Here is a 26221-nt window from a genome sequence, read left to right on the forward strand (position 1 = left end):
ACTTGGCCGGCCCTCGTCGCGTCGGCGTGATGGGCGGGACGTTCGACCCCATCCACCACGGCCACCTGGTCGCCGCCTCTGAGGTGCAGGCGTGGTTCGACCTCGACGAGGTCGTCTTCGTGCCCACCGGCGACCCGTGGCAGAAGGCCGACCGCCAGGTCTCTCCCGCTGAGGACCGCTACCTGATGACCGTCATCGCGACGGCCTCCAACCCGCGGTTCCGGGTCTCCCGCGTCGACATCGACCGCGACGGGCCCACGTACACGATCGACACGTTGCGCGACCTCAGCGCGCAGATGCCCGACGCGCAGCTCTACTTCATCACCGGTGCCGACGCCCTGGCCGAGATCTTCACCTGGCGCGACGCCTCCGAGCTCTTCGAGCTCGCCCAGTTCGTCGGCTGCACCCGGCCCGGCTACGACATGGACGAGGCGACGTTGGCGGCGATCCCGTCCGAGCGTGTGACCATGGTGGAGATCCCGGCGCTGGCCATCTCGTCGACGGACTGCCGTCTGCGGACCGCGCGCGGGGAGCCGGTCTGGTACCTCGTGCCCGACGGCGTCGTGCAGTACATCGCCAAGCACCACCTCTACACCGCCTCCGGAGCGACCGCGTCGGAGCAGAAGGAACCCTCGTGACCGCCACCGACCACGCCCTCGGGCTCGTCCACATCGCCGCCCGCGCGGCGGCGGAGAAGCTGGCCGACAAGATCGTCGCCTACGACGTGAGCGACACCCTGGCCATCACCGACGTGTTCCTGCTCGCCTCCGCCAGCAACGACCGCCAGGTGCGCGCGATCGTCGAGGAGGTCGAGGACCAGCTCCGCGAGCAGGCCGACGAGAAGCCCCTACGTCGCGAGGGCCACCAGCAGGGACGCTGGGTCCTGCTCGACTACGGCGACGTGGTCATCCACGTGCAGCACACCGAGGAGCGTCAGTTCTACGCGCTCGAGCGGCTGTGGCGTGACTGCCCCGAGGTCGCCCTGCCCGAGGACGTCGCCCCGGCCTCCGAGGTGGCCGACCGGGCCGCCGACGAGACGCCCGTCGCGGAGCTGGCCGGCTCCGACGACCAGGAGTGAGCGCCGCGGGCGACGCCCCCCGGCGCCTGCTCCTGCTGCGCCACGGACAGACCGACTGGAACGCCGAGCAGCGCATCCAGGGGCAGATCGACGTGCCCCTCAACGCCACCGGCCTGCTGGAGGCCGAGAAGGTCGCTCCGGTGATCGCCGCGATGGCGCCGGTGTTCGTCCGCTCCTCCGACCTGTCCCGCGCTCGGGTCACGGCCGAGAAGGTGGCCCAGGCAGCGGGTCTCGTCGTGCAGCAGGACCCCCGGTTCCGCGAGTTCGACCTGGGGGAGCGGGCAGGCACCACCCACGCTGACTACGCAGCCACGGCCGCCGACGAGTTCGCGGCCTTCCGGTCCGGGCGCTACGACGTCGTGCCGGGCGGTGAGTCGCGCGAGCAGGTCACCACCCGATTCGTGGCGGGTCTGGAGGAGGCCATGCAGGCCCTCGAGCCCGGCGGGCTCGGCGTGGTCGTGGCGCACGGCGCGGCCCTCAAGGTCTCGATCGCCGAGTGGCTCGGTTGGTCCCCGGAGGTGGCGCTCACCCTGCACGCCTTCGGCAACTGCCACTGGGCGTTGGTCGACGACTCCGGCGACCCCGCCGGCCCTGCCCGGGGCCGTCGCCTGGTGGCCTTCAACCGTCACACCTGACCCCGATTTCGCACCGCTGGAAACGATGTACTACTGTCTTCCTCGTTGCCGGCCGCAAGGCGGGAAACGTTGGGGCTGTGGCGCAGCTGGTAGCGCATCTGCATGGCATGCAGAGGGTCAGGGGTTCGAGTCCCCTCAGCTCCACCGACACGAGAAGGCCGCCTGCGGGCGGCCTTCTCGCATTTCACCTCGGTGCCCCGCATGTCATTCCGACGCTCGGGCGAGGTGCTCCTCGAGTCGCTCCAGCAACGGGCGCTGCCCGGCGAGCAGGAGCAGCCGGGCCCGGGGGAGCGCGCACCACTCAGCTCGGTCGACCTCCGGAAACTCCTGGCGACGCCCGGAGCGAGGAGGCCACTCGACCTCGAAGGTGTTCGAGCGGATCTCGTCCACGGCGACGTCGCCGGCGAGCGCGAACGCCGTCACGACCTTGCCGCTGGCCTGGCGCACCTCGCCCAGCGCCACGACCTCACCGTCGGGGACGGGCAGGCCGAGCTCCTCGGCGAACTCGCGCCGCGCGGTGGTCAACGGGTCGTCGCCCGGGGCGTACTCACCCTTCGGAATCGACCAGGCGCCCTCCTGCTTGCGGGCCCAGAAGGGCCCGCCGGGGTGCACCAGCAGCACCTCCACCGTCCCCTCGGAGCTGCGCCGGTGCAGCAGGAGTCCCGCGCTGAGCTTCGCCACGTCAGGTCAGGACCGTCAGGGGGTCGGTCAGTCGCGCGCGGTCCACGCCGCTGCCGCCTCGACGATCGCTGGGTAGCGCTCGGCCATCCGGGCCGCCAGGGCCTGGGCGGCCTTCAGCGGGCGGACCATCACCATGAAGTCGGTGATCCGCCCCTCGGAGTCGAGCTCCAGGAAGTCGCAGCCGGTGAGCTCCAGCCCGTCGACCGTCGCGGTGAAGACGTAGGCCCCACCGGCGTCGTCGTGCAGCTCGCGGACGTAGGTGAAGTCCTCGAAGACCTCGATCACCTCCCGCAGGATGGCGGCCGTCACCGCCTTGCCCGGGTAGGGCTGGAAGGCGACGGGGCTGTGGAAGACGACGTCGTCGGCCAGCAGGCTCTCGACGCCCGCCAGGTCCCGGCTCTCGACGGCGTGGCGGAAGGCGTCCATGGTTCTCCTCGGGTGTGCGGCTGCTCGGGTGGAGTGCAGGGTGGCACGGGTGGGCCCGGGACGTCGAGCGCGGTAGGCTGGGCGCATGCGTACGACGCTCCTTCTCGGCCAGCCGCACTGATCTCGACGATCGGCGTGGCCACCCTCCTGCCCGGGGGGTTTTTTTGTGCCGGGAGGCGACGAGCGCCCCTTCACGAGGAGAGACGATGAGCGAGCAGGACCAGAACACCCCCGAGCGTGACGAGCAGACGTACGACGCCGCCGCACTGGAGGCGAAGTGGCGCGGTGTCTGGGACTCCCTCGACCTCTTCCGGGCGCACGACGACTCCGAGAAGCCGAAGAAGTATGCGCTGACGATGTTCCCCTACCCCTCGGGTGACCTGCACATGGGTCACGCGGAGGTGATGGCGCTGCACGACGTCATCGCGCGCTACTGGTGGCTGAAGGGCTACGAGGTGCTCAACCCGATGGGCTGGGACTCCTTCGGGCTGCCCGCCGAGAATGCTGCCATCAGGAACGACGAGCACCCGGCCACCTACACCTACGGCAACATCGAGACGCAGTACCAGTCGTTCCACCGCTACGGCGTCAGCTTCGACTGGTCGCGCCGGTTCAACACCTCGGACCCCGAGTACTACCGCTGGACCCAGTGGCTCTTCACAAAGTTCCACGAGAAGGGTCTGGCCTACCGCAAGAAGTCGCCGGTCAACTGGTGCCCCGCCGACCAGACGGTGCTGGCCAACGAGCAGGTCGTCGACGGCGCCTGCGAGCGGTGCGGCGCCGAGGTCACCAAGCGCGACCTGACGCAGTGGTACTTCAAGACCACCCACTACGCCCAGGAGCTGCTGGACTCGCTCGACGACCTGGCCCCCACGTGGCCCAGCAAGGTCGTCAACGCCCAGCGCAACTGGATCGGTCGTTCCGAGGGAGCCCACGTCACCTTCGACGTCGCTCTCGACTCCGGCGACGTCGAGCCGGTGACCGTCTTCACCACCCGCCCCGACACCCTGTGGGGCGCCACCTTCATGGTGGTGGCCGCCGACGCCGACCTGGCCCAGCGTCTGGTCGCCGCCGACCGTCGTCAGGCGCTGGAGGACTACCTGGTCGAGGTGCGCAAGGCCTCCGACATCGACCGGCTGGCCACCGACCGACCCAAGACCGGCGTCGACCTGGGTGTCACGGCCACCAACCCCGTCACCGGGGAGCAGGTCCCCGTGTACGCCAGCGACTACGTGCTCGCCGACTACGGCACCGGCGCGATCATGGCCGTGCCCGCCCACGACCAGCGCGACATCGAGTTCGCCCAGGCGATGGGGCTGCCGGTGCGCCGCGTCGTCGACACCGGCGAGGAGAACCCCGAGGAGACGTACGTCGCGACGACGGGGAACGGCACGTACGTCAACTCCGGCCCGCTCGACGGCCTCGACGACAAGGAGGCCGGGATCCGCAGGGCCATCGAGATCCTCGAGGCCGACGGGCGCGGCACCGGCACCGTCAACTTCCGCCTGCGCGACTGGCTGCTGAGCCGCCAGCGCTACTGGGGCGCACCCATCCCGATCGTGCACTGCCCCGTCGACGGCGAGGTCGCCGTGCCCGCCGACCAGCTGCCCGTGGTGCTGCCCGACCTGAAGGGCGCTGCCCTCAAGCCCAAGGGCACCTCGCCCCTGGGCGGCGCCGCCGACTGGGTCGCCACCACCTGCCCGACCTGCGGAGGTCCGGCCGAGCGCGACACCGACACGATGGACACGTTCGTCGACTCGTCGTGGTACTTCTTCCGCTACGTCTCGCCGCACGACGAGACCCAGGCCTTCGACCCGGCCCTGGCGGACGCCTGGGGACCGGTCGACCTCTACATCGGTGGCGACGAGCACGCCGTGCTGCACCTGCTCTACTCCCGCTTCTTCACCAAGGCGCTGCGTGACATGGGGCTCGTCAGCTGGGACGAGCCGTTCTCGGCCTACCTGAGCCAGGGCAAGGTCATCAACCAGGGCCGCAAGATGAGCAAGTCGTTGGGCAACGGCATCAACCTGGGTGAGCAGCTCGCCGAGTTCGGCGTGGACGCCGTGCGCCTCACGCTCGTCTTCGCCTCCCCGCCGGAGGACAACATCGACTGGGCCGACGTCTCCCCGGACGGCTCGCTGCGCTTCCTCAAACGCGCCTGGCGCCTCAGCGGCGACGTCACCTCCGAGCCGGGCGTCGACGTGACGACCGGTGACCTGGCGCTGCGGAAGGTCACCGCGAAGGTGCTCCACGAGGCCGACCAGCTGATCGCATCGCACCGCTTCAACGTGATGGTGGCGCGCACCATGGAGCTGGTCAACGCGGTCCGCAAGGCGATCGACTCCGGTTGCGGGGGTGCCGACCCGGCGGTGCGTGAGGCCACGGAGGCCGTCGCGATGCTGCTGTCGCTGGTCGCTCCCTACACCGCGGAGGAGATGTGGGAGCGCCTGGGCCACCAGCCGTCCGTCGCCCAGGTCTCCTGGCCGGAGGTCGACGAGGCGCTGCTCGTGGAGGACCAGGTCACCTGCGTGGTCCAGGTCAAGGGCAAGGTGCGCGGTCGTCTCGAGGTGGCACCCGACATCTCCGAGGCTGACCTGGAGGCGTTGGCGCTGACCGACCCGGGCGTGCAGCGGGCCCTCGAGGGGCAGGCGGTGCGCAAGGTGATCGTGCGTGCGCCCAAGCTGGTGAACATCGTCGTGTGACACCACTCCTCGGCGTCGCGGTGTGACACGATCCACGCCTCGCCAGGCGCCCCGGGGCATGGACCGGAGGCCTCGTCGGGGCTGCCCGCGAGTAGGGTGCGGGGCATGACGGCGCGCACCGTGGTGGTGACTGACTCGACCGCCTCCCTGCCGGTGGAAGTCGCGCGCGAGCGCGGCATCCGGGTGGTGCCGCTCCAGGTGGTGATCGGCTCCCAGGTCTACGACGAAGGCTCACCGGGCGCCACCCCGGAGGCGGTCGCCGAGGCCCTCAAGTCGTTCGTCCCCGTCTCGACGTCGCGGCCCAACCCGGCCGCCACGCTCGAGGTGTACGAGGAGCTGGTGCGCGAGGGCGCCGAGTCGATCGTCGCGGTGCACCTGTCGGCCGACATGAGCGGCACCTTCGAGTCGGCCCAGCTGGCCGCCCGCCAGGCATCCGTGCCGGTCGTCGCCGTGGACGCCCGACAGGTCGGCGCGGCGACCGGCTATGCCGCCCTCGCTGCCCAGGACGTGCTCGACGCGGGCGGCGACGCCGAGGAGGCGGCTGCCGCAGCGCGCGCCCGGGCCACGGCGTCGAAGTCCTACTTCTACGTCGACACCCTGGAGTACCTGCGCCGGGGCGGTCGGATCGGCGCAGCCGCCGCCGTGCTCGGTGGTGCCCTGTCGGTGAAGCCGCTGCTGGAGATCCGCGACGGCCGCGTCGAGTCACTGGAGAAGGTACGCACCGCCGGACGCGCGCTGGCGCGCCTCGAGGACCTGTTGGTCGACGCCGCCGGCGACCGCCCCGTCGACGTCAACATCTCCCACCTGGCCAACCCGGAGCGGGCCGAGGCCCTCGCCGCCCGGCTGGGGGAGCGCCTCGCCGCCCAGCTCGAGGGCAGGCCGGTCGAGTGTGCCGAGCTGGGGGCCGTGCTGGGCGCCCACGTCGGGCCCGGGATGGTGGCCGGGGTGCTCTCCCCGCGTCTCTGAGGGGTTCTCCACAGGCAGTCGTTCCTCGGCCGACGCCACCCGTCGATCTTCCCTACGGTCGACCCATGCGCACTCGACGTCCCTCTCCCGAGCACGAGCAGGCGGTGGCCCGCCGACTGGCCGCCCTCAGTGCGGAGTGGGATGCCGCACGGGCGGGGGAGGAGTCGTCGTGGACCGACCACACCCACGTCCGGGGCTGGGAGCCGGTCCCGGACGAGACGGAGCCACCCACGGCTGAACCGGACAGTGCTCAACCGTCCAGTGCTGCACCGGCCACAGCAGCAGGGGACCCGGCAGCTGGGGACAGGGCTGAGCCGGACGGGGCTGCACCGGCAGGGTCGGTGTCGACGGCCCCGGTGCCGGGTCGGCACGCGGCCCGGCGTTCGTCGGCCGCGCTGCGCCCGCAGGACGCGTTGCTGGACAGGGGCGGTCCGCTGGCCGAGGCCCTGCACGCGGTCCACCTGCGCGGCGTCCACCTCGTATGGGTGGCGCTCTTCGCCTCGGTGGTGCTCGCGGCGAGCGCCTGGTGGGTCCTGCAGTCGCGCGAGGTGGAGATGGTGCCGGTGGCGGCGTCGCGCCAGGAGTCCTCCGGCGAGCTGCCGGTGCCCGGTGCGCCCGTGGGTGCGCCCAGCGGGTCACCTGCCGGGTCACCGGTGGGGGCCTCGCCCTCGCCGGTGGGGGAGGTGGTGGTCGACGTGACCGGCAAGGTGCGTCGACCGGGCATCGTCGTGCTGCCCGTGGGCTCTCGGGTGGTGGACGCGATCGACGCAGCGGGGGGCGCGCGCCGGGGAGTCAGTCTGAGCTCCCTCAACCTGGCGAGGTTGCTGCAGGACGGGGAGCAGATCGTGGTCGGCGCTGCTGCCGGAGCCGGTACGGTGCCGGGAAGTGGCGGGGCCCCGCCGTCGGGAGCATCGTCGGGGGCGCTGGTCAACCTCAACAGTGCCGACGTGGCAGAGCTGGAGACCCTACCGGGGGTGGGTCCGGTCACGGCCGCGGCCATCGTGGAGTGGCGCACCCGGCACGGCGGCTTCACGTCGGTGGAGGACCTGCTCGAGGTGCACGGCATCGGTGAGGTCACGCTGGAGCGTTTGGCGGCCCTGGTGACCGTGTGAGACCCCTCGAGTCGTCGGGGCAGGTCGACCTGAGGTTGCCGGTGCTGGCCGGTGTCGCGTGGTTGGCGGCCCTGGCCGGCACCCTGCGGCCCGAGGCGGCCCTGCCGGGGGCCGCGCTGGGTGCCGTCGCGACGCTCGTCGTGGCGACGACGCTCGTCCGTCTCGTGGTGCGACCCCGTCCGGGTGGGATCCCTGGAGGGCCATCCCGTCCGCACCCGGCCTGGGTGACGGCCGGGGCCATCGTCCTCGTGCTCACGGCGGTGCTCGCCTCGGCCGGCCTGCGTTCTCACCAGCGCGCCTCCGGCGTGGTGGTGGATGCCGCGCAGCGCGCCAGCCCCGTCACCGTGGTCGCCACCGTCGCGGGCGACCCCCGTCCTGTCCGCAGAGCGGGGTTGGGTGAGGCCACCGGGGCGACCACCGTCGTGGTGCGGGTCCGGGTTGAGGAGATCACCGTTCGGGTCGGCACCGGGACGGCCGCGGGGGAGCGGGTGCGCGAGACCGGCTGGCGCACCGCGGCCGACGCCGTCGTGCTCGGCGACGGCGACTGGAGCGGCGTACGCCTGGGCTCGCGGATCACCTTCCGGGCCTTGCCGACGTCGGCGGACGGCGACGTCGCGGCGCTCCTGCGACCGCGGGGGTCGCCGCGGGTCCTGGCCCCGCCGGACGTGTGGTGGCGGGCCGCCGAGGTGGTCCGGGCGGGCGTGCGTACGGCCGTGGAACCGCGCCCTGCCGACCAACGGGCCCTGGTGCCCTCGCTGGTGGTGGGTGACGACAGCGAGTTGGACCCACGCCTGGCCGACGACTTCCGGACCACGGGACTGACCCACCTCCTGGCGGTGAGTGGCACCAACCTCACCCTCGTGCTCGCATTCGTGCTCCTGCTGGGGCGGTGGGCGGGGGTGAGGGGTCGGTTCCGGCTGCTGCTGGGCGCGCTGGCGATCGTGGGCTTCGTGCTGGTCGCGCGGGGTGAGCCGAGCGTGGTGCGGGCCGCCACGATGGGGGCGGTCGCCCTGTGGGCCTTGGCGCACGACGGCCGAGACCGGGGCATCCGCACCCTGGCGGTGGCCGTGCTCCTGCTGCTGGGCTGGCAGCCGGCGATGTCGGTCAGCGCCGGGTTCGCGCTCTCGGTGCTCGCAACGGCCGGGATCCTGCTGGTCGCGCCGCTGTGGCGCGACGCGCTGGCGCGGTGGATGCCCCGGTGGGCCGCAGAGGCCATCGCCGTGCCGGCGGCCGCCCAACTGGCCTGCACTCCCGTGGTGGCGGGTCTCTCCGGAGAGGTCAGCCTGGTCGCGGTGCTCGCCAACCTGCTCGTGGCGCCGGCCGTCGCCCCGGCCACGGTGCTGGGGCTCGTCGGAGGACTCGTGGCGATCGTGATGCCACCCGTCGGCCAGCTGGTCGCGTGGCCCGGCGCCTGGGCGGTCGGATGGATCGTGCTGGTGGCCCGTTGGGGCGCGGGACTGCCGGTGCCCGCGGTGGCGTGGGGCACGAGCGCGTGGTGGTTGGCCGCGCTGACCTTCGCCTGCCTCGTGGCGGTGCGCGTGGCGCCGGCGGTGCTGGCCCGTCCCGGTCGCTGCGTGCCGCTCGCGGTGCTGGCGCTGGTGGTCGTGCTGGTGCCCGTGCCCACCCCGGGGTGGCCGCCGCGAGGTTGGGTGCTCGTCGCCTGCGACGTGGGCCAGGGCGACGCCCTCGTGCTGAACGCCGGAGGGGGAGGCGCCGTGGTGGTCGACGCAGGTCCGGACCCCCGCTCGGTCGATCGGTGCCTGCGACGACTCAGGGTGCGCGAGGTCCCCCTGCTGGTGCTCACCCACTTTCACGCCGACCACGTCGACGGCCTGCCGGGAGTGCTGCGCGGGCGTCAGGTGGGCGCGGTCGAGGTCTCCCCGGTGGCGGAGCCGGCCCCCGCTGCGGCGGAGGTGGGCCGGCTCCTGCAGGCCCACGGCGTCTCGCCCCACGTGAGTGAGCACCTGGTGCCCCGTCAGGTCGGGGAGGTGACCCTCACCCGCCTCTGGCCCGAGGTGCGCGCAGGTTCCACCGCCCCGGTCGGCGGGGGTGACGGGGCCAACGACTCCAGCGTCGTCCTGCTGGCCACCGTCGGGTCCACCTCGGTGCTGCTGACCGGCGACGTCGAGCCGCCGGCGCAACGCGCGATGGCGCGGTTGCTGGGCCCGGTGCGCGTCGACGTGCTCAAGGTGCCCCACCACGGGAGTCGCCACCAGTCCGATGACTGGCTGACGTCGACCGGGGCACGGGTCGCCGTCGTCTCGGCGGGGCGCGACAACACCCACGGGCACCCGGCGCCCGAGCTCGTCGCGTTGCTGGAGGGGGCGGGCATGGTCCTGCTGCGCACCGACACCGACTCCGACGTCGCGGTCGTGGAGCGCGACGGGCAGCTGGGCACCGCGATGTCGTCGGTGGGGTATGGCAGGCTGGGCGCACCATGGCTCAGGGTCCCAGCGCACGGCAGGTCCTCGGTCGCGTCACCCTGGTGACCGGCAAGGAGGAGTTCCTCAACGAACGCACGGTGACTGCGGTGCGTCTGGCGGTGCGCCAGCACGACCCCGAGGGGGAGTTCTCCGAGGCGGCCGCCTCCGAGCTGACCGCTGCCTCCCTCGAGGAGATGTCGGCGCCTTCCCTCTTCTCCTCCACCCGGTGCGCCGTGGTCCGCGGGCTGGAGGACCTGCCCGACGACCTGCACGACCGGGTGCTCGACTACGCCCGGGCCCCGGTCGACGACGTCGCGCTGGTGCTCATGCACGGCGGTGGTCCGAAGGGCAGCGGCCTGCTCACCAAGCTGCGCAAGCTCGACCTGGTCACCGAGGTCAAGGCCGCGGAGGTGAAGTACGCCTCCGGCTTCCAGGAGTTCACCCGGTCGGAGTTCGACCGCCACGGCGCCAGGATCGCGCCGGAGGCCGCTGAGTTCCTGGTCGTGGCCGTGGGGCAGGACCTTCGGACGTTGGCCGCGGCCGCCCACCAGCTGACCAGCGACTTTCCGGGCGAGCAGATCACCGTGGAGGTCGTGAAGCGTTACTTCGGCGGCCGGGCGGAGGCCAAGTCCTTCGCCGTCGCCGACGCGGTCATGTCTGGCCACACCGCCCAGGCGTTGGAGGAGCTGAGGTGGGCCCTGGACAACGGCACCCCCGGAGTCCTGGTCACCTCGGCGGTCGGTGGCTCGGTGCGCAGCGTCGCCAAGTTCTTGGGCAGCGCCACTCGCGGCGGACGGGACGCCGACCTGGCGCGCGACCTGGGTGTCCCTCCGTGGAAGGTCAAGAGCATCCGTGCCCAGGCGCGGGGATGGGACGACGAGGGGATCAGCGCCGCGCTCGGCGCCGTGGCTCGCGCCGACGCCGACATCAAGGGCGCGGCCCACGACGCCGACTACACGCTGGAGCGGCTCGTCCTGACCCTTTCCGGGTTGCGCCGCTCCGCGCGCTGACGACCCGCTGACAGCTCACCCACGGCTCTTCCCGTAGGCGCTCTGCCCCTACGTCGTCGACGGATGCTGGCCTGTCGTTGGTCTGGAGTTCAGGTGAGGGGCGGATCGGCGGCTCAGGATCGGGGCATGGCGTTGCTCGACGCAGATCCCGTCCCGCAGGATCCCTCCGGGCTCGTGCCGGCTCCAGCAAGGGTCGAACCGTCCTCCCCGGCCAGCGACGCGCCCCCGCCGGAGCGCACCGGGCGCGGACTGGTGCTCGCGGTGGCCCTTGGCTGCGTCCTGCTCCGGCTGGCGTACGCCGGGCGCACGGTGGGGCGTGACGAGGCCGGCTTCCTGCTCGTCGGCAGCCAGTGGAGCGAAGGAGGCGGCAGCCTCTACGGCTCCTACTGGGTGGATCGTCCGCCCTTGCTGATCACGCTCTTCTGGCTTGGCGACCAGCTCGGTGGCCTGGTCGCGCTCAGGGTGCTCGGCGCCCTGGGGGCCGGTCTGGCGGTGCTCGCCCTGGCGGGTGCCGCGCGGACCCTGTGGGGGACTCGGGCCGCCGTGCCCACGGCCGTGGTGGCCGCTGCCCTGCTGAGCTCGCACCTCCTGGCCTCCCTGGAGGTCAACGGTGAACTCTTGGCTGCTCCCTTCCTCGCGGGCGGCATGCTCGCGGCCGTCCGCGCGGCGCAACGGTTCGAGTCGGCGTCCGGACCGGACCAGGCGGGCCTCGCGTGGGCGGCGGTGACCGGGGTCTGCGCCGTCGCGGCGTTGTTGGTGAAGCAGAACATGGCCGACGTGGTCGTCTTCGGCCTCGTCCTCGGTCTGGCCCTGGTCCGGTCCGGCAGGGTGGTCACCGCCCAGATCGGACCTGCGCTGGCAGCTGCGGCCGCCGGTGTCCTCGCGGCGCTGGTCGCGGCCTCCGTCTGGAGCCTGACATGGGGCACGTCGCCGGTCGACGTCTTCGACGCGATGTACCCCTTCCGGCTGGAGGCATCTCGCGTGATCGCCGGCGACGAGGGGGCTGGGGAGTCGCTCGAGCGGTTGGTCCGGCTGCTCGGGGGGTTCGCGGCCAGCGGACTGGCCCTCCTCGTGGTAACTGCCACCGGCCTCGCACTGGCCCGGGGGCGGCGCGAGCCGGTGCTCGTCGCGTTGGCGGCGACGCTGGGCTACGGCGTCTTCTCGATGTTGGCGGGCAGCGTCTACTGGCTCCACTACCTCATCGAGCTGGTGCCGGCGGCCTCCCTGGTCGCCGGGTACGTGCTCTCCCGTCCCGCTGAAGCGGTGGGCCGTCGCCTCCGTGCCGGGGTGGTCCTGGCCTGCGTACTGGCCGTGCTCTCAACCGGAGTCTCGCTGGTGCGGGCGGCCGTGGTCGAGCCGCGGGGCGACCAGCGGGCCGTGGGCGAGGCCTTGGCCGGCGCGGCGCGCGCGGACGACACCCTCGTCACCCTGTACGGCGACTCGGACCTCAACTACCGCGCCGGGCTGCCCTCGCCCTACGAACACCTGTGGAACCTGCCGATCAAGGTACGCGACCCGCAGTTGCGGGGGCTCGTGGACGTGCTCGAGGGCCGGCGTGCCCCTGCGTGGGTGGTGAGCGGTCGTTCGCTCGAGACGTGGGGACTGGAGACACGACGGACTCGCCGGCTGCTGGAGCAGCGCTATCGGCTCGTTGCCCGGTGCGCCCGCTACGACGTGCACCTACGGGTGGGGCTCGACCGCCCTGCGCCCGCCTGCGAGTCGGTCGTCGGCTGACCTGTCCCCGGCCACGAAGGACGAAGGCGCCGCACCCCCAGGGGGTGCGGCGCCTTCAGGGTCGAGGTGCGGCTCAGAGGCCGGCAGCCTGCTTCGCGATCGACGACTTGCGGTTGGCCGCCTGGTTCTTGTGGATGACGCCCTTGGAGGCGGCCTTGTCCAGCTTGCGCATCGCGTCGCGCGCGGCGGTCTGGGCGGCGTCCTTGTCGCCGGCCGCAGCGGCCTCGCGGAACTTGCGGACGGCGGTCTTCAGGCCGGTCTTGACGGCCTTGTTGCGCTCACGGGCCTTCTCGTTCTGCCGGTTGCGCTTGATCTGCGACTTGATGTTCGCCATGAGGATTCCTCGTCTCTACTGGAAAGGTCTGTGCCCGGCACCTCGAGGTGCGCCGCTCCGGGAAGAGCGGTGCTGAGGAGGGCCGGACGGGCCAGCCGGGTCTGCTCCTGGCCGGCACGGAGCCGGTCGGGTGCAACGACGGTTGTCACCACCTGCGGCGTTCTGCCAGCCAGAGCCAGCAGACCGTTCCCGTCCAGTGCTGGTGGTCACGCACGTGCGGTGAGTTCGGCGGGACCGACTCACACCCTGCCCGGAGAAAATACCCCGCCATGAGGGCCAGGAGCGAATCGACGGCCTCGTCGGGTGCCTCTTGCAGCAGCGGACGACTCGCGACGACCGCGTCGACATCGACCCCGTCGCCCCAGGCCTGGACCAGCAGCATCCAGGAGTCCAGCCATGCCGGTCCGGTGGCGGGCCAGTTCCAGTCGCACAGCAGCGCGCGCCCGGTGCGGTCCATGACCACGTTGTCGGCTCGGACGTCGCCGTGCACGAGGCAGTCGCCGGCCAGCAGCTCCGCGGCGCGCGTGGCGAGGTCGCGCGCCTCCGCGCGCCTCTCCGGGTGGACCGGGGGCCTCAGTGCGTCCCAGGCCCGTGGCCAACTCGCGGTCTCGTCGACGAACGACGGCAGTCCCATGGCCGCCGGCGCCGGGGTGAAGCGAGCAGCCACGACGGCCAGGGCGTCGAGGCAGGCGTCCAAGGTCTCGCGGGTCCAGGGGCGGGCGACGGGCACCGCCTCGACGTGCTCGGTGGAGAAGACGATCCACTCGCCGTCGTCATCGACCCACTGCAGGGCAGGTGCCGGGGCGGTGGGCGGCAGCGTACGCAGGTGCCGCACCTCCTCGGCGTACGAGGCGGCGAAGGTGCGCTGGGCGCGGTGGGAGGCCGCCTTGACGAAGTGGCGCGACCCGTCGGCGCAGGTCAGCACCGATGCCATGCCGGGGGTGAACCCGGCCTCGATCGAGTGGGCGTCGACGACCGGGGAGCCGAGGCGACGCTCGACGTCCGCACGCAGCATCGGTGGCAGGTGGGCCCACTCGAGGCGGCGCGCGCTGTCCAGGGGTGGGACCGGATAGGGGGGAGGGGTGGCCACCCGGTCATCCTGCCGGACGTCGGCCGCTGCAGGCCGCAGGAGCGGCGTCGCGTCGCCCACGCCGGGGTTCGGCACCGCACCGGGCGCCGTGGGACAATGCCGAGAACCCGTCCGCGTCCGTGAGAAAGCAGCAGATGAGCCCCAATCCTGCGCCGAAGCCGGGGTCGACCCCGGCCTCGATCATCCGCAACTTCTGCATCATCGCCCACATCGACCACGGCAAGTCGACCCTGGCCGACCGGATGCTGCAGCTGACCGGCGTGGTGGGGGAACGTGAGGCTCGCGCCCAGTACCTCGACCGGATGGACATCGAGCGCGAGCGCGGCATCACCATCAAGTCCCAGGCGGTGCGGATGCCTTGGACCGTGACCGAGGAGGCTGCCGCCACCCACGAGGTCGAGTCGGGTGCGGGCACCTACGTGCTCAACATGATCGACACCCCCGGTCACGTCGACTTCACCTACGAGGTCTCCCGGTCGCTGGAGGCCTGCGAGGCCGCGATCCTGCTGGTCGACGCCGCCCAGGGCATCGAGGCGCAGACGCTGGCGAACCTCTACCTGGCGATGAGCGCGGACCTGCACATCATCCCGGTGCTCAACAAGATCGACCTGCCCAGCGCCAACCCCGAGAAGTACGCTGCCGAGCTCGCGGGCCTGGTGGGTTGCGAGCCCGACGACGTGCTGCGGGTGAGCGCCAAGAGCGGTGTGGGCGTCGAGGCGCTCCTCAACGAGATCGTCAAGCAGACCCCCGCCCCGGTGGGCGAGGAGGACGCGCCCGCCCGGGCACTGATCTTCGACTCCGTCTACGACACCTACCGCGGGGTCGTCACCTACGTGCGCGTCGTCGACGGCGAGCTGACCCACCGCGACCGCATCAAGATGATGTCGACCAACGCCACCCACGAGCTGCTCGAGATCGGTGTGATCAGCCCCGAGCAGGTCAAGGCCGACAAGATCGGTGTCGGGGAGGTCGGCTACCTCATCACCGGCGTGAAGGACGTCCGCCAGTCCCGGGTCGGTGACACGATCACGACCCAGTCCCACGGAGCGACGGAGTCGCTGGGCGGCTACAAGCACCCGAACCCGATGGTCTACTCGGGTCTCTACCCGCTCGACGGCGACCAGTTCGGCGACCTGCGCGAGGCGCTGGAGAAGCTCCAGCTCAACGACGCAGCCCTGACCTACGAGCCGGAGACCTCGGGTGCTCTCGGCTTCGGGTTCCGCTGCGGCTTCCTGGGTCTGCTCCACATGGAGATCACCCGTGACCGCCTCGAGCGCGAGTTCAACCTCGACCTCATCTCGACCGCGCCCAACGTCGTCTACGACGTGGTCATGGAGGACGGCACCCAGTTCGAGGTGACCAACCCCAGCGAGTTCCCCGAGGGCAAGATCCACGAGGTCCGCGAGCCGGTCGTGAAGGCGACGATCCTGTCGCCCTCGGACTACATCGGCACGATCATGGAGCTCTGCCAGACCAAGCGCGGCACGCTCGGCGGCATGGACTACCTCTCCGAGGACCGCGTCGAGATGCGGTACACCCTGCCGATGGGTGAGATCGTCTTCGACTTCTTCGACCAGCTGAAGTCGCGCACCAAGGGCTACGCCTCCCTCGACTACGAGCGCTCCGGCGACCAGGCCGCCGACCTGGTCAAGGTCGACATCCTCCTGCAGGGGGAGCCGGTCGACGCGTTCTCCGCGATCGTGCACCGCGACGCCGCCTACGGCTACGGCGTGATGATGGCCGCCAAGCTCAAGGAGCTCATCCCCCGCCAGCAGTTCGAGGTCCCGATCCAGGCCGCGATCGGTGCCCGCGTGATCGCCCGCGAGAACATCCGCGCCATCCGCAAGGACGTGCTCGCCAAGTGCTACGGCGGCGACATCAGCCGCAAGCGCAAGCTGCTCGAGAAGCAGAAGGAGGGCAAGAAGCGCATGAAGATGGTGGGCCGGGTCGAGGTGCCCCAGGAGGCGTTCGTCGCCGCCCTCTCCACCAGCGGTGGTGGCGAGACCAAGAAGTAGGGAAGTCGTCGGTTTCGACGGCCCCGAGACGCAGGACCCCCGGTGCACACCGGGGGTCCTGCGTCGTGTATGGAGCGACGAATTTCCAGACCAAGGCGTGGAATGGCTACCGGTCGGTTGCGGAGTGATCTAGGTTACGTTCCACCAGTCAGCAGGGCGCCGGTCGCGCCCGATCGGCAAGAAATGCAGGGGAGACGCATGTCCACCACGTTTGACACCAGTTTCATGAGCACCATGCCGGCGAACACCGCCGTGCAGTTCTGGGACCGGGTCGCCAAGTCAGCGGACAAGGAAGCCTTCCGCTACCCCACGAAGGACGAGTCCTGGGAGTCCGTGACGTGGGCCCAGGCCGGTGAGATGGTCAGCAAGCTGGCCGGCGGCCTCCTCGCCCTCGGCCTGCAGCCCGAGATGCGCGTGGGCATCTCGTCCGGTACGCGGTACGAGTGGGTCCTGGCGGACCTCGCGATCGGTTGCGCGGCTGGTGCGACCACCACCGTCTACCCGACCACCAACGAGGAGGACACCTCCTACATCCTCGCTGACTCCGAGTGCCGCGTCGTCTTCGCCGAGGACGACGAGCAGATCACGAAGTTGCGCAACCGCAAGTCCGAGCTGCCCTACGTCGCCAAGGTCGTGACCTTCGAGGGCACCACCGACGGTGACTGGGTGATCAACCTGGAGGAGCTCGCCGCCCTCGGTGAGGCCCACCTGGCCGCCAACCCGGGCCTGCTCGAGCAGAAGGCGGCGGGCATCCGCCCCGAGCAGCTCGCCACCCTCGTCTACACCTCCGGCACCACGGGTCGCCCCAAGGGTGTCCGCCTGCGTCACAGCTCGTGGGTCTACGAGGGCAGCGCGATCGCCGACCTCGGCATCCTGAGCGAAGACGACCTGCAGTTCCTCTGGCTGCCGATGGCCCACGTGTTCGGCAAGGTGCTGCTCTCCACGCAGATGGCGTGCGGCTTCGCCACGGCGATCGACGGTCGCGTCGACAAGATCGTCGACAACCTGGCCGTCGTGCAGCCCACGTTCATGGGTGCGGCCCCCCGCATCTTCGAGAAGGCTTACGGTCGCATCGTCACGATGCAAGAGGCTGAGGGCGGCCTCAAGGAGAAGATCTTCAACAAGGCCTTCGAGGTCGGTCGCGAGTACGAGCGCCGCAAGGAGGCCGGTGAGAAGATTCCCGCCGGCCTGAACTTCCAGCACAACCTCTTCGACAAGCTCGTCTACTCCAAGATCCGCGCCCGCTTCGGCGGCCGGGTGCGCTTCTTCATCTCCGGCGCCGCGGCCCTCAACAGCGACATCGCTCAGTTCTTCAACGTCGCCGGCATCCAGATCCTGGAGGGCTACGGCCTGACGGAGACCTCGGCCGGCACGTTCGTCAACCGCCCGGACACCAACAAGTTCGGCACGGTCGGCCAGCCCTTCCCGGGCACCCAGGTGCGGCTGGGTGACGGCGACGAGGTCCTGATCAAGGGTCCCGGCGTCATGGAGGGCTACCACAACATGCCCGAGGAGACCCAGAAGTCCCTGGACGCCGACGGTTGGTTCCACACCGGTGACAAGGGGGCCCTCGACGAGGAGGGTCGCCTGATCATCACCGGCCGCATCAAGGAGCTGTTCAAGACCTCCGGCGGCAAGTACGTCGCCCCGCCGGCGATCGAGGCCAAGTTCAAGGCCGTCTGCCCCTACGCGAGCCAGTTCATGGTCTTCGGCGCCGAGCGTCAGTACTGCGTCGCGCTCGTCACGCTCGACCCCGACGCGATCGCCGGCTGGGCCGCGGAGAACGGTCACGAGGACAAGAGCTACACCGAGCTCGTCAACCTGCCCGAGGTGCAGGAGATGATCGAGGGCCACGTCCAGGAGACCAACTCGCAGCTCAACCGCTGGGAGACCATCAAGAAGTGGCGCATGCTCGACCACGACCTGACCATCGAGTCCGGGGAGCTGACCCCCTCGATGAAGGTCAAGCGCAACGTCGTCCAGGCCAACTACCAGGACCTGATCGACTCGATGTACTGATCCACATGTACTGATCCACCCAGCCCGAGGGGCGTCGACGCGATCCGCGTCGGCGCCCTTCGGCGTTGTGCCGTCGCCCACCCCCCGTCCCGCGGCATTTGGGGCGCCCGCGGGGCCGTGGTGGGATTGACCCGTGCCTTCAGCCCTGCCCGACGGAGTCCCCGCCCCCGATGACGGGGCCCTGCCCGACGCGGCGCTGGTCGGGGCGGCGGATCGTCCGCTGGCCTTCTACCTGCACGTGCCCTTCTGCCGGGTGCGGTGCGGCTACTGCGACTTCAACACCTACACCGCTCCTGAGCTGGGCGACGTCGCCGGGGCCTCGATCGCGTCCTACGCCCAGGCGGCCGTGAGTGAGGTCAGGTTGGCGCGCCGGGTGCTCGCCGGCGACCCACGGCCCGTCGAGACGGTCTTCTTCGGCGGCGGTACGCCGACCATGCTGCCCTCCGCCGACCTGGTGGCGATGCTGCACGCGGTGGCCGACGAGTTCGGGTTGGCGCCGCGTGCAGAGGTCACGACGGAGGCAAACCCTGACTCCGTCACGCCAGAGAGCCTCCGGGAGCTCCGCGAGGGCGGCTTCACTCGACTCTCCTTCGGCATGCAGTCGGCGGTGCCCCACGTCCTGGCCGTGCTGGACCGCACCCACGACCCCGAGCGCGTCCCGCGGGCCGTGGAGTGGGCGCGGGAGGCGGGTTTCGACGAGGTCAGCCTCGACCTCATCTACGGCACTCCCGGTGAGAGCGTCGACGACTGGCGCACGACCCTCGACGCCGCCCTGGCCTGCGCCCCCGACCACGTCTCCGCCTACTCGCTGATCGTCGAGGAGGGCACCGCGTTGGCGCGAAGAGTCCGGCGTGGAGAGCTCCCGATGCCCAGTGAGGACGACCTCGCCGACAAGTACGCGCTCGCGGACGCGGCCCTGCGGGCGGCGGGCCTGGAGTGGTACGAGGTCTCCAACTGGGCGCGACGCGAGGAGAGTCGCTGCCGGCACAACCTGCTCTACTGGCAGGGTGGTGACTGGTGGGGCGTCGGCCCCGGAGCTCATTCCCACGTCGGGGGCGTGCGCTGGTGGAACGTCAAGCACCCGGCCGCCTACGGGCGTCGGCTGGCCGAGGGGCTCAGCCCGGCCCACGGGCGTGAGCTGCTGACCGGCGAGGAACGACGGACCGAGCGGGTCCTGCTGGAGCTCCGCCTCCGTGACGGCCTGCCCCTCGACGTGCTGGACGAGCAGGGACGTTACGCCGTGCCCGAGCAGGTCCGCCGAGGTCTCGTCACGGTGATCGGGCAGCGGCTCGTGCTGACTGAGCGGGGCCGCCTCCTGGCCGACGGCGTGGTCCGCGACCTCCTGACCTAGAGCAGCCTCAGCTCACGAAGCGGAAGATCAGCGGGTAGCGGTAGTCCTCGCCGTTGTTGGCCTTGACCGCGCCGATGATCGTGAAGACGAGCCACCAGACGGCCACCACGGGCAGCAGCAGGAAACCGATGAGGGCGAGCATCAGCACGCCCGCCACGACAGCCCAGATGATCATGCTGATCTGGAAGTTCAGCGACTCCACCGCCTGACGCCGCACGAACGCGGAGGAGGGGCCCTTGAGCATCATGACCAGGAGCGGGACCAGCCAGGCCAGGAAGCCTGAGCTCACGAACCCCGCCAGCAGGGCACCCCAGTGGGCGGCGCCCGCGTAGAGGCGCTCCTGGTCGGGTGCGAGCTGTGCCGGCTGCTGGCCGTAGGGGGCCTGGTGCTGGGGTTGTCCGTACTGGGGCTGCCCGTACTGCGGTTGTCCGTACTGGGGCTGTCCGTACGGGGGCTGTCCGTACGGGGGCTGCTGCTGCTGGCCGTAGGGCTGGCTCTGCGAGGGCGGTCCGTCCTGGGGGTCCGGAGCGCCGGTGGGCTCGTCTGGGTGGTTCATGTCTCCTCCTCGGAGCCGGGTGGGCGCTGACAGGCGCTGACGGGGCGTCAGTCGACGGTGACGAAGTCGATGAGCTCCTCCACCCTACCGAGAAGCGCCGGGTCCAGGTCCTGGAAGCCACGCACGCCGCCGAGGATGTGCTTCCACGCCCGAGCGATGTCTGCCTGGTCGCGGTGAGGCCAGCCGAGCTGCTGGCAGGTGCCCTTCTTCCAGTCGATGTGGCGCGGCACGTCGGGCCACCGGTCGAACCCCAGTCGCTGGGGCTTGACCGCCTGCCAGACGTCGATGAAGGGGTGACCGACGATCAGCACGTGCTGGCCGACCTCGGATCGCATGATTGCCTGCGCGATGCGACTCTCCTTCGAGCCCGGCACCAGGTGGTCGACCAGCACTCCGACGCGCCGTTGCGGCCCCGGGCGGAAGTCCTTGAGGTGGTCGGCGAGGTCGTCGACGCCGCCGAGGAACTCCACCACCACGCCCTCGATGCGCAGGTCGTCACCCCACACCTTCTCGACCAGCTCGGCGTCGTGGCGGCCCTCGACGAAGATGCGGCTCTGGCGGGCGACCCGCGCCTTCGCGCCGTGCACGGCGACCGACCCCGAGGCCGTGCGCGTCGCCTTCTGCGGCGCTGCCCGCTGCACCGGGGGCGTGAGGATCACCGGCCGGCCCTCGACCAGGTAGCCCGGGCCCATCGGGAAGGTGCGGCGCTTGAACCGGCGGTCCTCCAGGGTCACGGTCCGCAGGTCGCGGTCGATGCCGACGACCTCACCGCACCACTCGGTGGTGACCTCCTCCACCACCATGCCGATCTCGACGGCGAGCTCGGTGGCCCGGCCGCGCGCAGGTGCGCGCCAGTCGCCGGAGAGGACGTCGGAACCGTAGCGATCAGTCGGGGAAGGCACGCGACCACGCTAGGACGAGGCGCCGACAGCCGGCCGGAGGCGCGACGGCGTGCCGTGATCTCACCCCGGCGGTTGGGCGAGCCTCAGGCCAGGGGCAGCGACCGCTGGTGGCGGGGGAGCTGCGCGTACGCCCGGTCGACCGCCTCCCGCAGGCCTTCGGCAGGAAACGGCCAGGTGCCGGCGGCCAGCGCGTCGGGCGCGCGTACGCCCCGGCCGGCGAGGTCGCGAATGGTCTCGGCCACGATCCCGATCGCGGCGCGCTGGTCCTGCACGAACTCCCGGTCCACCGTCGCGCCGTGGCCGGGCACCACCAGGCTGTCGGGTCGCAGCAGGCCGATGACGACGTCGAGGCTCGTGGGCCACTCCAGCGGGTAGGAGTCGGGTCCGTAGGAGGGCGGGCCGGCCTCCTCCACCAGGTCGCCGACGAAGGTCACGGCCGCATCGGGCACGTTGACCACCAGGTCGCCACCGGTGTGCCCGCGCCCGGGGTGGACCAGCTCGAGCAGGCGGTCTCCGAGGTCGAGCACCCGCACCGACGAGAACGTCGCGTCGGGGGCCACCAGCCGGGTCGCGCCGACCGCCTCGTGGTGGTCGCTGCTCTCGGGGTGTCCGGCTCGCGCGCGTTCGTCGCGGCAGGATTCGGCGTGCCGGGCGAACTCCTCCGCCGCGGTCTCGTGGGCCCAGACGGTCGGCCCGTCCCAGGCCTCCACCACGGCCTCGAGCCCGAACGTGTGGTCGAAGTGCCAGTGAGTGGTCACGACGGCGGTGACCGGCCCCAGTCCCAGCGCCTCGACGTCGGCCACCACGGCACGGCCGGCCTCCGCGGAGCCGTGGGTGTCGACCAACATCACTCCCGCGCTGCCTGCGACCAGTCCCACGGTCGTGTCGAGCCACGGCCGGCGGGAGACCCAGACGCGGTCGGCGACCTCGAGGAAGGGGGAGCGCATGTCGGGGAGCCTAGCCGTGGTGAGGTGGGCCGGATGGGGTCGCACTAGTAGGCTTGGCACTCGACTGACCGGAGTGCCAGACGTCTCCGGGTTCGACGACCGTGCGAAGACCAGGCAGGAGGACGCGATGACGCAGCAGGACCGCAGGCTGGCCGTGCTCCGCGCCATCGTCGAGGACTACGTCGCGACCGAGGAGCCCGTCGGATCCAAGTCCTTGGTGGAGCGCCATGGTCTCGGGGTGTCCCCGGCGACCGTGCGCAACGACATGGCGGCGCTGGAGGAGGACGGGTTGATCCACCAGCCCCACACCAGCGCCGGGCGCGTGCCCACCGACAAGGGGTACCGCGTGTTCGTCGACCGACTCGCCACCCTCAAGCCCATGTCCTCGGCCGAGAAGCGCGCCATCTCGTCGTTCCTCGACGGAGCGGTCGACCTCGACGACGTCGTGCAGCGGTCGGTGCGCACCCTCGCCCAGCTCACCCAGCAGGTGGCCGTGGTGCAGTACCCCACGTTGTCGCGCAGCACCGTGCGCCACGTCGAGTGCGTCGCGCTGGCCCCCAGCCGGTTGCTGCTGGTGCTGATCCTCTCCAGCGGCCGCGTCGAGCAGCGCGTGGTCGACCTGGGCCCCGACGAGGTGCTCGACGACACCCGCCTGGCGGAGCTGCGCGCCAGGATCAACCGGGTCAGCGCCGGGCAGCGCATCGCCGAGGCGTGCCTCGCGCTCGGCCACCTCTCCGAGGGCGTGCCCGGTGCCGACCGCGACCTGACGTCGGCGGTCGTCGACGCCCTGGTCGAGGCGATGTCGGACCACCGCCGTGACGAACGGGTCGCCGTCTCCGGCACCTCCTACCTGGCTCGTCACGGCGACCACTTCGAGACCTCCGTACGTCCGCTGCTGGAGGCCATGGAGGAGCACGTGGTGCTGCTCAAGCTCCTCGGTGAGGCGAGCGCCGACGGTGAGCTCACCGTCCGCATCGGCACCGAGGGACCCTTCAGCAAGTTCTCGGCCACCAGCGTCGTGGCCTCCGGCTACGGGCCCGGCAACGACGCCCTCGCCAGCCTGGGCGTGGTGGGTCCGACCCGCATGGACTACCCCGGCACCATGGCGACCGTGCGGGCGGTGGCGCGCTACGTCTCCCGCATCCTCGACGACGCATGAGCACCCCCCGTCGCCTCCCCGTTCCATCTCCGCTCCCATCCCCACGACTGCACGAGGAACCACGTTGAGCCAGGACCTCTATGACCTTCTCGGGGTCTCCCGCGACGCCGACGGCGACCAGATCAAGAAGGCCTACCGCAAGCTCGCCCGCCAGCTGCACCCCGACGTCAACCCCGACCCGGAGGCGCAGGAGCAGTTCAAGCAGGTCTCCACGGCCTACGAGGTGCTCTCCGACCCGCAGAAGCGGGCCCACTACGACCGTGGCGGCGACCCCTTCGGCGGGGCCGGCGCGGGCTTCGGCCAAGGCGCAGGATTCTCCTTCACCGACATCATGGACGCCTTCTTCGGCGGCGCGGCGCCCGGCGGCCAGGGCGGGGGACGCGGTCCGAGGCCGCGTACGCGCCGGGGCCAGGACGCCCTGATCGCGCTCGAGGTCGAGCTGGCCGAGGCGGCCTTCGGCGTCACCAAGGAGATCAAGGTCGACACCGCCGTCACCTGCGGCCAGTGCCACGGGGCCGGCGCTGCCCCGGGCACCGAGCCCGTCACCTGCGGCACGTGCCACGGTGCCGGCGAGGTCGCCCAGGTGCAGCGCTCGTTCCTCGGGGAGATCCGTACGCTGCGCCCCTGCGCCGCCTGCCGGGGCTACGGCTCGCTCATCCCCGACCCGTGCCGGGAGTGCTCGGGCGACGGACGGGTCCGCTCGCGGCGCACCCTCAACGTGAAGATCCCCGCGGGCGTCGACGACGGCACCCGGGTGCAGCTGGCCGAGCAGGGTGAGGTGGGGCCCGGAGGCGGTCCGGCCGGCGACCTCTACGTCGAGATCCGGGTGGCGCAGCACGCCACCTTCGTCCGCCACGGCAACGACCTGCACTGCACCGTCTCGGTGCCGATGACGGCCGCCGCGCTCGGCACCACGCTCGACCTGCCCCTGCTGGAGGCTGACCTGCCCGAGGCGACGGAGGGCGCCGAGGAGCCCGAGCGCACCTTCGAGCTGGAGATCCGTCCCGGCACCCAGTCGGGCACCGAGCAGGTCATCCGTGGCCGCGGAGTGCCCGGCTTGCGCGGCGGACGGGGCGACCTCATCGCCACCGTCGTGGTGGAGACGCCCTCCAAGCTGGACGCCCGCCAGGAGGAGCTGCTGCGCGAGCTCGCCAGCCTGCGGGGCGAGGAGGCCCCGGAGGGCACGGTCCGTTCGAGCTCGCGCTCCGTCTTCGGACGCCTGCGCGACGCCTTCCAGGGCTGAGTCGGAGCGACCGTCACCCGAGGTCGCGCCACCCTGCCCCGTTCCCCGAGGAGACCCCATGACACTGCCGGTCCACCTGGTCGACGACCTCTCCGACGCGACGCCCGGCACACGCGTGGAGGTGCGTGGCGACGAGGCGCACCACGCCGTCGCCGTGCGGCGTCTGGAGGTGGGGGAGCGCGTCGTGCTGACCGACGGCGCCGGCAGGTCGGTCACCGGACCGATCGCCTCGACCGGCAAGAGGGTCTTCACCGTCGACGTGGAGGAGAGCGCCACCACTGAGCGTCCGCGCCCCTCGGTCACCGTCGTCCAGGCCCTGCCCAAGGGCGAGCGCGGCGAGCTGGCCGTGGAGGTGCTCACCGAGGTCGGCGTCGACGTCGTGGTGCCGTGGGCGGCCACCCGGTCCGTCGCGGTGTGGCGGGGCGAGCGGGCGGTGAAGTCGCGCACGAAGTGGTCGGCCACCGCGCGGGAGGCCGCCAAGCAGGCGCGCCGCGCCTGGCACCCCGAGGTGACCGCGTTGGCCAGCACGGCTGACGTCGTGGCGCGGATCCGCTCCGCCCCCGTGGCGCTGGTGCTGCACGAGGAGGCCAACCTGGCGTTGGCCGAGGTCGACGTGGCCGGGGCCGACGAGCTGCTGCTCGTCGTGGGCCCCGAGGGTGGGATCACGCCCGAGGAGCTGGAGGCCTTCGCGGAGGCGGGGGCCCGTGCGGTACGCCTGGGCGCCGAGGTGCTGCGTACGTCGACGGCCGGCGTCGTCGCGGTCGGTGCGCTGCTGGCGCGGACGCCCCGCTGGGGGCGTCCGCCTCACGTCACTGGAGCGTGAACTCCTTCGAGTCGCTCGTGGGGCCGGGGCCCTCGGCCCCACCCGTGGGGTCGTCGGTCATCGCGACGAACGTGTAGTCACCCGGCTCGAGCTCGCTGACGTCGATGCTGGTGTGCCAGGGGTGCAGCTTGTCGACCCAGCCCTCGGCGGTCGCGAAGCCCTCGAGCACGACCTCCTCGTCCTTCAGGACCTGCCACGGCACGGTCGCCTCGAACGAGCTGGCCAGCCCCTCGGCGTCGAGGACGTCACCGGAGACGGTGCCGTCCTGCGAGGGCACGCTGATGTTCACCAGGGCCAGGGCGTTCTCCCACTTGGCGCGCTTCACCGGAGCCGACACGTCGATGCCGAAGAGGGTGCTGGGGTAGGCCTCGGTCTCCCCGGTCGGGTCTGGGGTCTCGCTCGTGGTGGGGTCCTGGGACGTGTCGGGGTCCTGGGACTCCGGGGTCTCGGCGCCAGGGGCGCGACGCACGAACTGCACCGGCGTCTCGGCCTGCTCGACGCCCTGCAGGGTGTGCACCATCTGCTGGATGGCCAGCCAGGCCTCGTGCTCGCTCATGCCGTCGGGGCGCTCGGTGAACGCGTCACCGTTGAGGGTGACCGTGATGGCGCGGTCGGTGGACTTGACGTCGGTGACGGTGTCGCCGGGCCACAGCGTCCGGTAGTCGGGGTCGAGCGGCGTGCCGCCGTCGACCAGCTTGGCGGCCTCGGTGAGCGCCACGCCCTCGACCTGCTGGAACTCGCGGAAGAGGCGGAGCTCGCCCGCCGCCTCGCCTGCGTAGTAGAGGGGGACGGCAACGGTGATCGGTGCCGGCTCCTGCGACTCCTGGGCCTCGTCGGTCTGCGTGGGAGTGGCGTCGGGCGTCGACTCGTTGGTCTCCGCCGAGTCGGGCGTCCCCTCGCTGCCGCACCCGGTCAGGGTCAGGGCGGCCACGGCACAGGCGGAGATGAGCGCACGCCGGCGGCGATGCAGGGAAGGCTTGGAGATCATGGGGACCACGGTAGTCAACCGAGTGCG

The 26221-nt window shown here is 71.6% G+C and carries 23 protein-coding genes and 1 tRNA gene; 16 read left to right on the forward strand and 8 right to left on the reverse strand.

Translation table 11 applies throughout. The features are described from left to right. Positions 1-2 precede the first annotated feature (2 nt). The 4 genes from nadD (at position 3) to IEQ44_RS03260 (ending at position 1857) form a co-directional block, all read left to right on the forward strand. Entirely contained in the window at positions 3-638 is a 636-nt protein-coding gene (gene nadD, locus IEQ44_RS03245; protein ID WP_227486789.1) for a nicotinate-nucleotide adenylyltransferase, read from the forward strand. After that, a complete protein-coding gene (rsfS, locus tag IEQ44_RS03250; protein ID WP_193636975.1) occupies positions 635-1078 on the forward strand; it encodes a ribosome silencing factor in 444 nt (147 codons plus the stop codon). Before nadD ends, rsfS begins: the two co-directional genes overlap by 4 nt. Further along, positions 1075-1713 (forward strand): histidine phosphatase family protein, encoded by a 639-nt coding sequence (locus tag IEQ44_RS03255; RefSeq protein WP_193636976.1) that lies wholly within the window; start codon positions 1075-1077, stop codon positions 1711-1713. Before rsfS ends, IEQ44_RS03255 begins: the two co-directional genes overlap by 4 nt. Positions 1714-1784: 71 nt before the next feature. Next, positions 1785-1857 (forward strand) — tRNA-Ala (locus IEQ44_RS03260). Positions 1858-1917: 60 nt separating this feature from the next. On the opposite strand, the gene IEQ44_RS03265 is transcribed toward IEQ44_RS03260, so the two are convergent. Together IEQ44_RS03265 and IEQ44_RS03270 are read right to left on the reverse strand one after the other, a co-directional pair. Further along, a complete protein-coding gene (locus tag IEQ44_RS03265; RefSeq protein WP_193636977.1) occupies positions 1918-2394 on the reverse strand; it encodes an NUDIX hydrolase in 477 nt (158 codons plus the stop codon). Between the two features lie 27 nt (positions 2395-2421). Further along, a complete protein-coding gene (locus IEQ44_RS03270) occupies positions 2422-2907 on the reverse strand; it encodes a nuclear transport factor 2 family protein (RefSeq protein WP_227486790.1) in 486 nt (161 codons plus the stop codon). 119 nt (positions 2908-3026) lie between these two features. On the opposite strand from IEQ44_RS03270, the gene leuS reads away from it, so the two are divergent. The 6 genes from leuS to IEQ44_RS03300 all read left to right on the forward strand — a co-directional run bounded on the left by leuS (position 3027) and on the right by IEQ44_RS03300 (position 12767). Continuing rightward, positions 3027-5522, forward strand: a complete 2496-nt coding sequence (leuS, locus tag IEQ44_RS03275; RefSeq protein ID WP_193636978.1) for a leucine--tRNA ligase — start codon at positions 3027-3029, stop codon at positions 5520-5522. A gap of 105 nt (positions 5523-5627) precedes the next feature. Beyond that, positions 5628-6488: a DegV family protein gene (locus tag IEQ44_RS03280; protein WP_193636979.1), complete on the forward strand. Its 861-nt coding sequence runs from the start codon at positions 5628-5630 to the stop codon at positions 6486-6488. Between the two features lie 65 nt (positions 6489-6553). Continuing rightward, positions 6554-7600, forward strand: coding sequence for a ComEA family DNA-binding protein (locus IEQ44_RS16735; protein WP_227486791.1), 1047 nt, complete (start codon positions 6554-6556; stop codon positions 7598-7600). Next, positions 7597-10089 carry a ComEC/Rec2 family competence protein gene (locus tag IEQ44_RS03290; protein ID WP_193636980.1) on the forward strand — a complete coding sequence of 831 codons (2493 nt, stop codon included), beginning with the start codon at positions 7597-7599 and terminating at the stop codon, positions 10087-10089. The genes IEQ44_RS16735 and IEQ44_RS03290 overlap by 4 nt, the downstream gene beginning before the upstream one ends. Further along, complete coding sequence (gene holA / locus IEQ44_RS03295; protein ID WP_193636981.1) at positions 10038-11033, forward strand: DNA polymerase III subunit delta; 996 nt, start codon at positions 10038-10040, stop codon at positions 11031-11033. Before IEQ44_RS03290 ends, holA begins: the two co-directional genes overlap by 52 nt. 126 nt (positions 11034-11159) lie before the next feature. Continuing rightward, the gene (locus IEQ44_RS03300; protein ID WP_193636982.1) at positions 11160-12767 is read left to right on the forward strand and encodes a hypothetical protein; all 1608 of its coding nucleotides are present in this window, start codon (positions 11160-11162) and stop codon (positions 12765-12767) included. Positions 12768-12840: 73 nt separating this feature from the next. Here IEQ44_RS03300 and rpsT read toward each other — a convergent pair whose 3' ends face one another. Next, positions 12841-13101: a 30S ribosomal protein S20 gene (gene rpsT, locus IEQ44_RS03305; RefSeq protein ID WP_193636983.1), complete on the reverse strand. Its 261-nt coding sequence runs from the start codon at positions 13099-13101 to the stop codon at positions 12841-12843. Positions 13102-13246: 145 nt separating this feature from the next. Then, entirely contained in the window at positions 13247-14266 is a 1020-nt protein-coding gene (locus IEQ44_RS03310) for a phosphotransferase (protein ID WP_319804466.1), read from the reverse strand. Positions 14267-14325: 59 nt separating this feature from the next. Here IEQ44_RS03310 and lepA point away from each other — a divergent pair, with 59 nt between their 5' ends. The 3 genes from lepA to hemW all read left to right on the forward strand — a co-directional run bounded on the left by lepA (position 14326) and on the right by hemW (position 19576). Beyond that, the gene (lepA, locus tag IEQ44_RS03315; protein WP_193636984.1) at positions 14326-16206 is read left to right on the forward strand and encodes a translation elongation factor 4; all 1881 of its coding nucleotides are present in this window, start codon (positions 14326-14328) and stop codon (positions 16204-16206) included. Positions 16207-16431: 225 nt separating this feature from the next. Continuing rightward, the gene (locus tag IEQ44_RS03320) at positions 16432-18225 is read left to right on the forward strand and encodes an AMP-dependent synthetase/ligase (RefSeq protein ID WP_227486792.1); all 1794 of its coding nucleotides are present in this window, start codon (positions 16432-16434) and stop codon (positions 18223-18225) included. Positions 18226-18358: 133 nt separating this feature from the next. After that, positions 18359-19576, forward strand: a complete 1218-nt coding sequence (gene hemW, locus IEQ44_RS03325; RefSeq protein WP_193636986.1) for a radical SAM family heme chaperone HemW — start codon at positions 18359-18361, stop codon at positions 19574-19576. Between the two features lie 7 nt (positions 19577-19583). On the opposite strand, the gene IEQ44_RS16740 is transcribed toward hemW, so the two are convergent. From IEQ44_RS16740 to IEQ44_RS03340, 3 genes are all read right to left on the reverse strand, one after another. Next, positions 19584-20132 carry a DUF4870 domain-containing protein gene (locus tag IEQ44_RS16740; protein ID WP_227486793.1) on the reverse strand — a complete coding sequence of 183 codons (549 nt, stop codon included), beginning with the start codon at positions 20130-20132 and terminating at the stop codon, positions 19584-19586. Between the two features lie 47 nt (positions 20133-20179). Beyond that, positions 20180-21034 (reverse strand): DUF3097 domain-containing protein, encoded by an 855-nt coding sequence (locus IEQ44_RS03335; RefSeq protein ID WP_193636987.1) that lies wholly within the window; start codon positions 21032-21034, stop codon positions 20180-20182. An 83-nt stretch (positions 21035-21117) separates the two neighbouring features. Continuing rightward, on the reverse strand, positions 21118-21981 hold the full coding sequence (locus IEQ44_RS03340; protein WP_193636988.1) for an MBL fold metallo-hydrolase: 864 nt from the start codon (positions 21979-21981) through the stop codon (positions 21118-21120). 127 nt (positions 21982-22108) lie between these two features. On the opposite strand from IEQ44_RS03340, the gene hrcA reads away from it, so the two are divergent. From hrcA to IEQ44_RS03355, 3 genes are all read left to right on the forward strand, one after another. Next, positions 22109-23140: a heat-inducible transcriptional repressor HrcA gene (gene hrcA, locus IEQ44_RS03345; protein WP_193637063.1), complete on the forward strand. Its 1032-nt coding sequence runs from the start codon at positions 22109-22111 to the stop codon at positions 23138-23140. Positions 23141-23204: 64 nt separating this feature from the next. Continuing rightward, entirely contained in the window at positions 23205-24383 is a 1179-nt protein-coding gene (gene dnaJ / locus IEQ44_RS03350; protein ID WP_193636989.1) for a molecular chaperone DnaJ, read from the forward strand. A gap of 58 nt (positions 24384-24441) precedes the next feature. Continuing rightward, positions 24442-25206 (forward strand): 16S rRNA (uracil(1498)-N(3))-methyltransferase, encoded by a 765-nt coding sequence (locus IEQ44_RS03355; protein WP_193636990.1) that lies wholly within the window; start codon positions 24442-24444, stop codon positions 25204-25206. Here the strand turns inward: IEQ44_RS03355 and IEQ44_RS03360 are convergent. Continuing rightward, positions 25193-26194 carry a Gmad2 immunoglobulin-like domain-containing protein gene (locus IEQ44_RS03360; RefSeq protein WP_193636991.1) on the reverse strand — a complete coding sequence of 334 codons (1002 nt, stop codon included), beginning with the start codon at positions 26192-26194 and terminating at the stop codon, positions 25193-25195. The two genes, IEQ44_RS03355 and IEQ44_RS03360, sit on opposite strands and share 14 nt — an antisense overlap. Positions 26195-26221 lie beyond the last annotated feature (27 nt).

Source organism: Nocardioides malaquae, assembly GCF_015070385.1.
In the GTDB taxonomy this organism is placed as follows: domain Bacteria; phylum Actinomycetota; class Actinomycetes; order Propionibacteriales; family Nocardioidaceae; genus Nocardioides; species Nocardioides malaquae.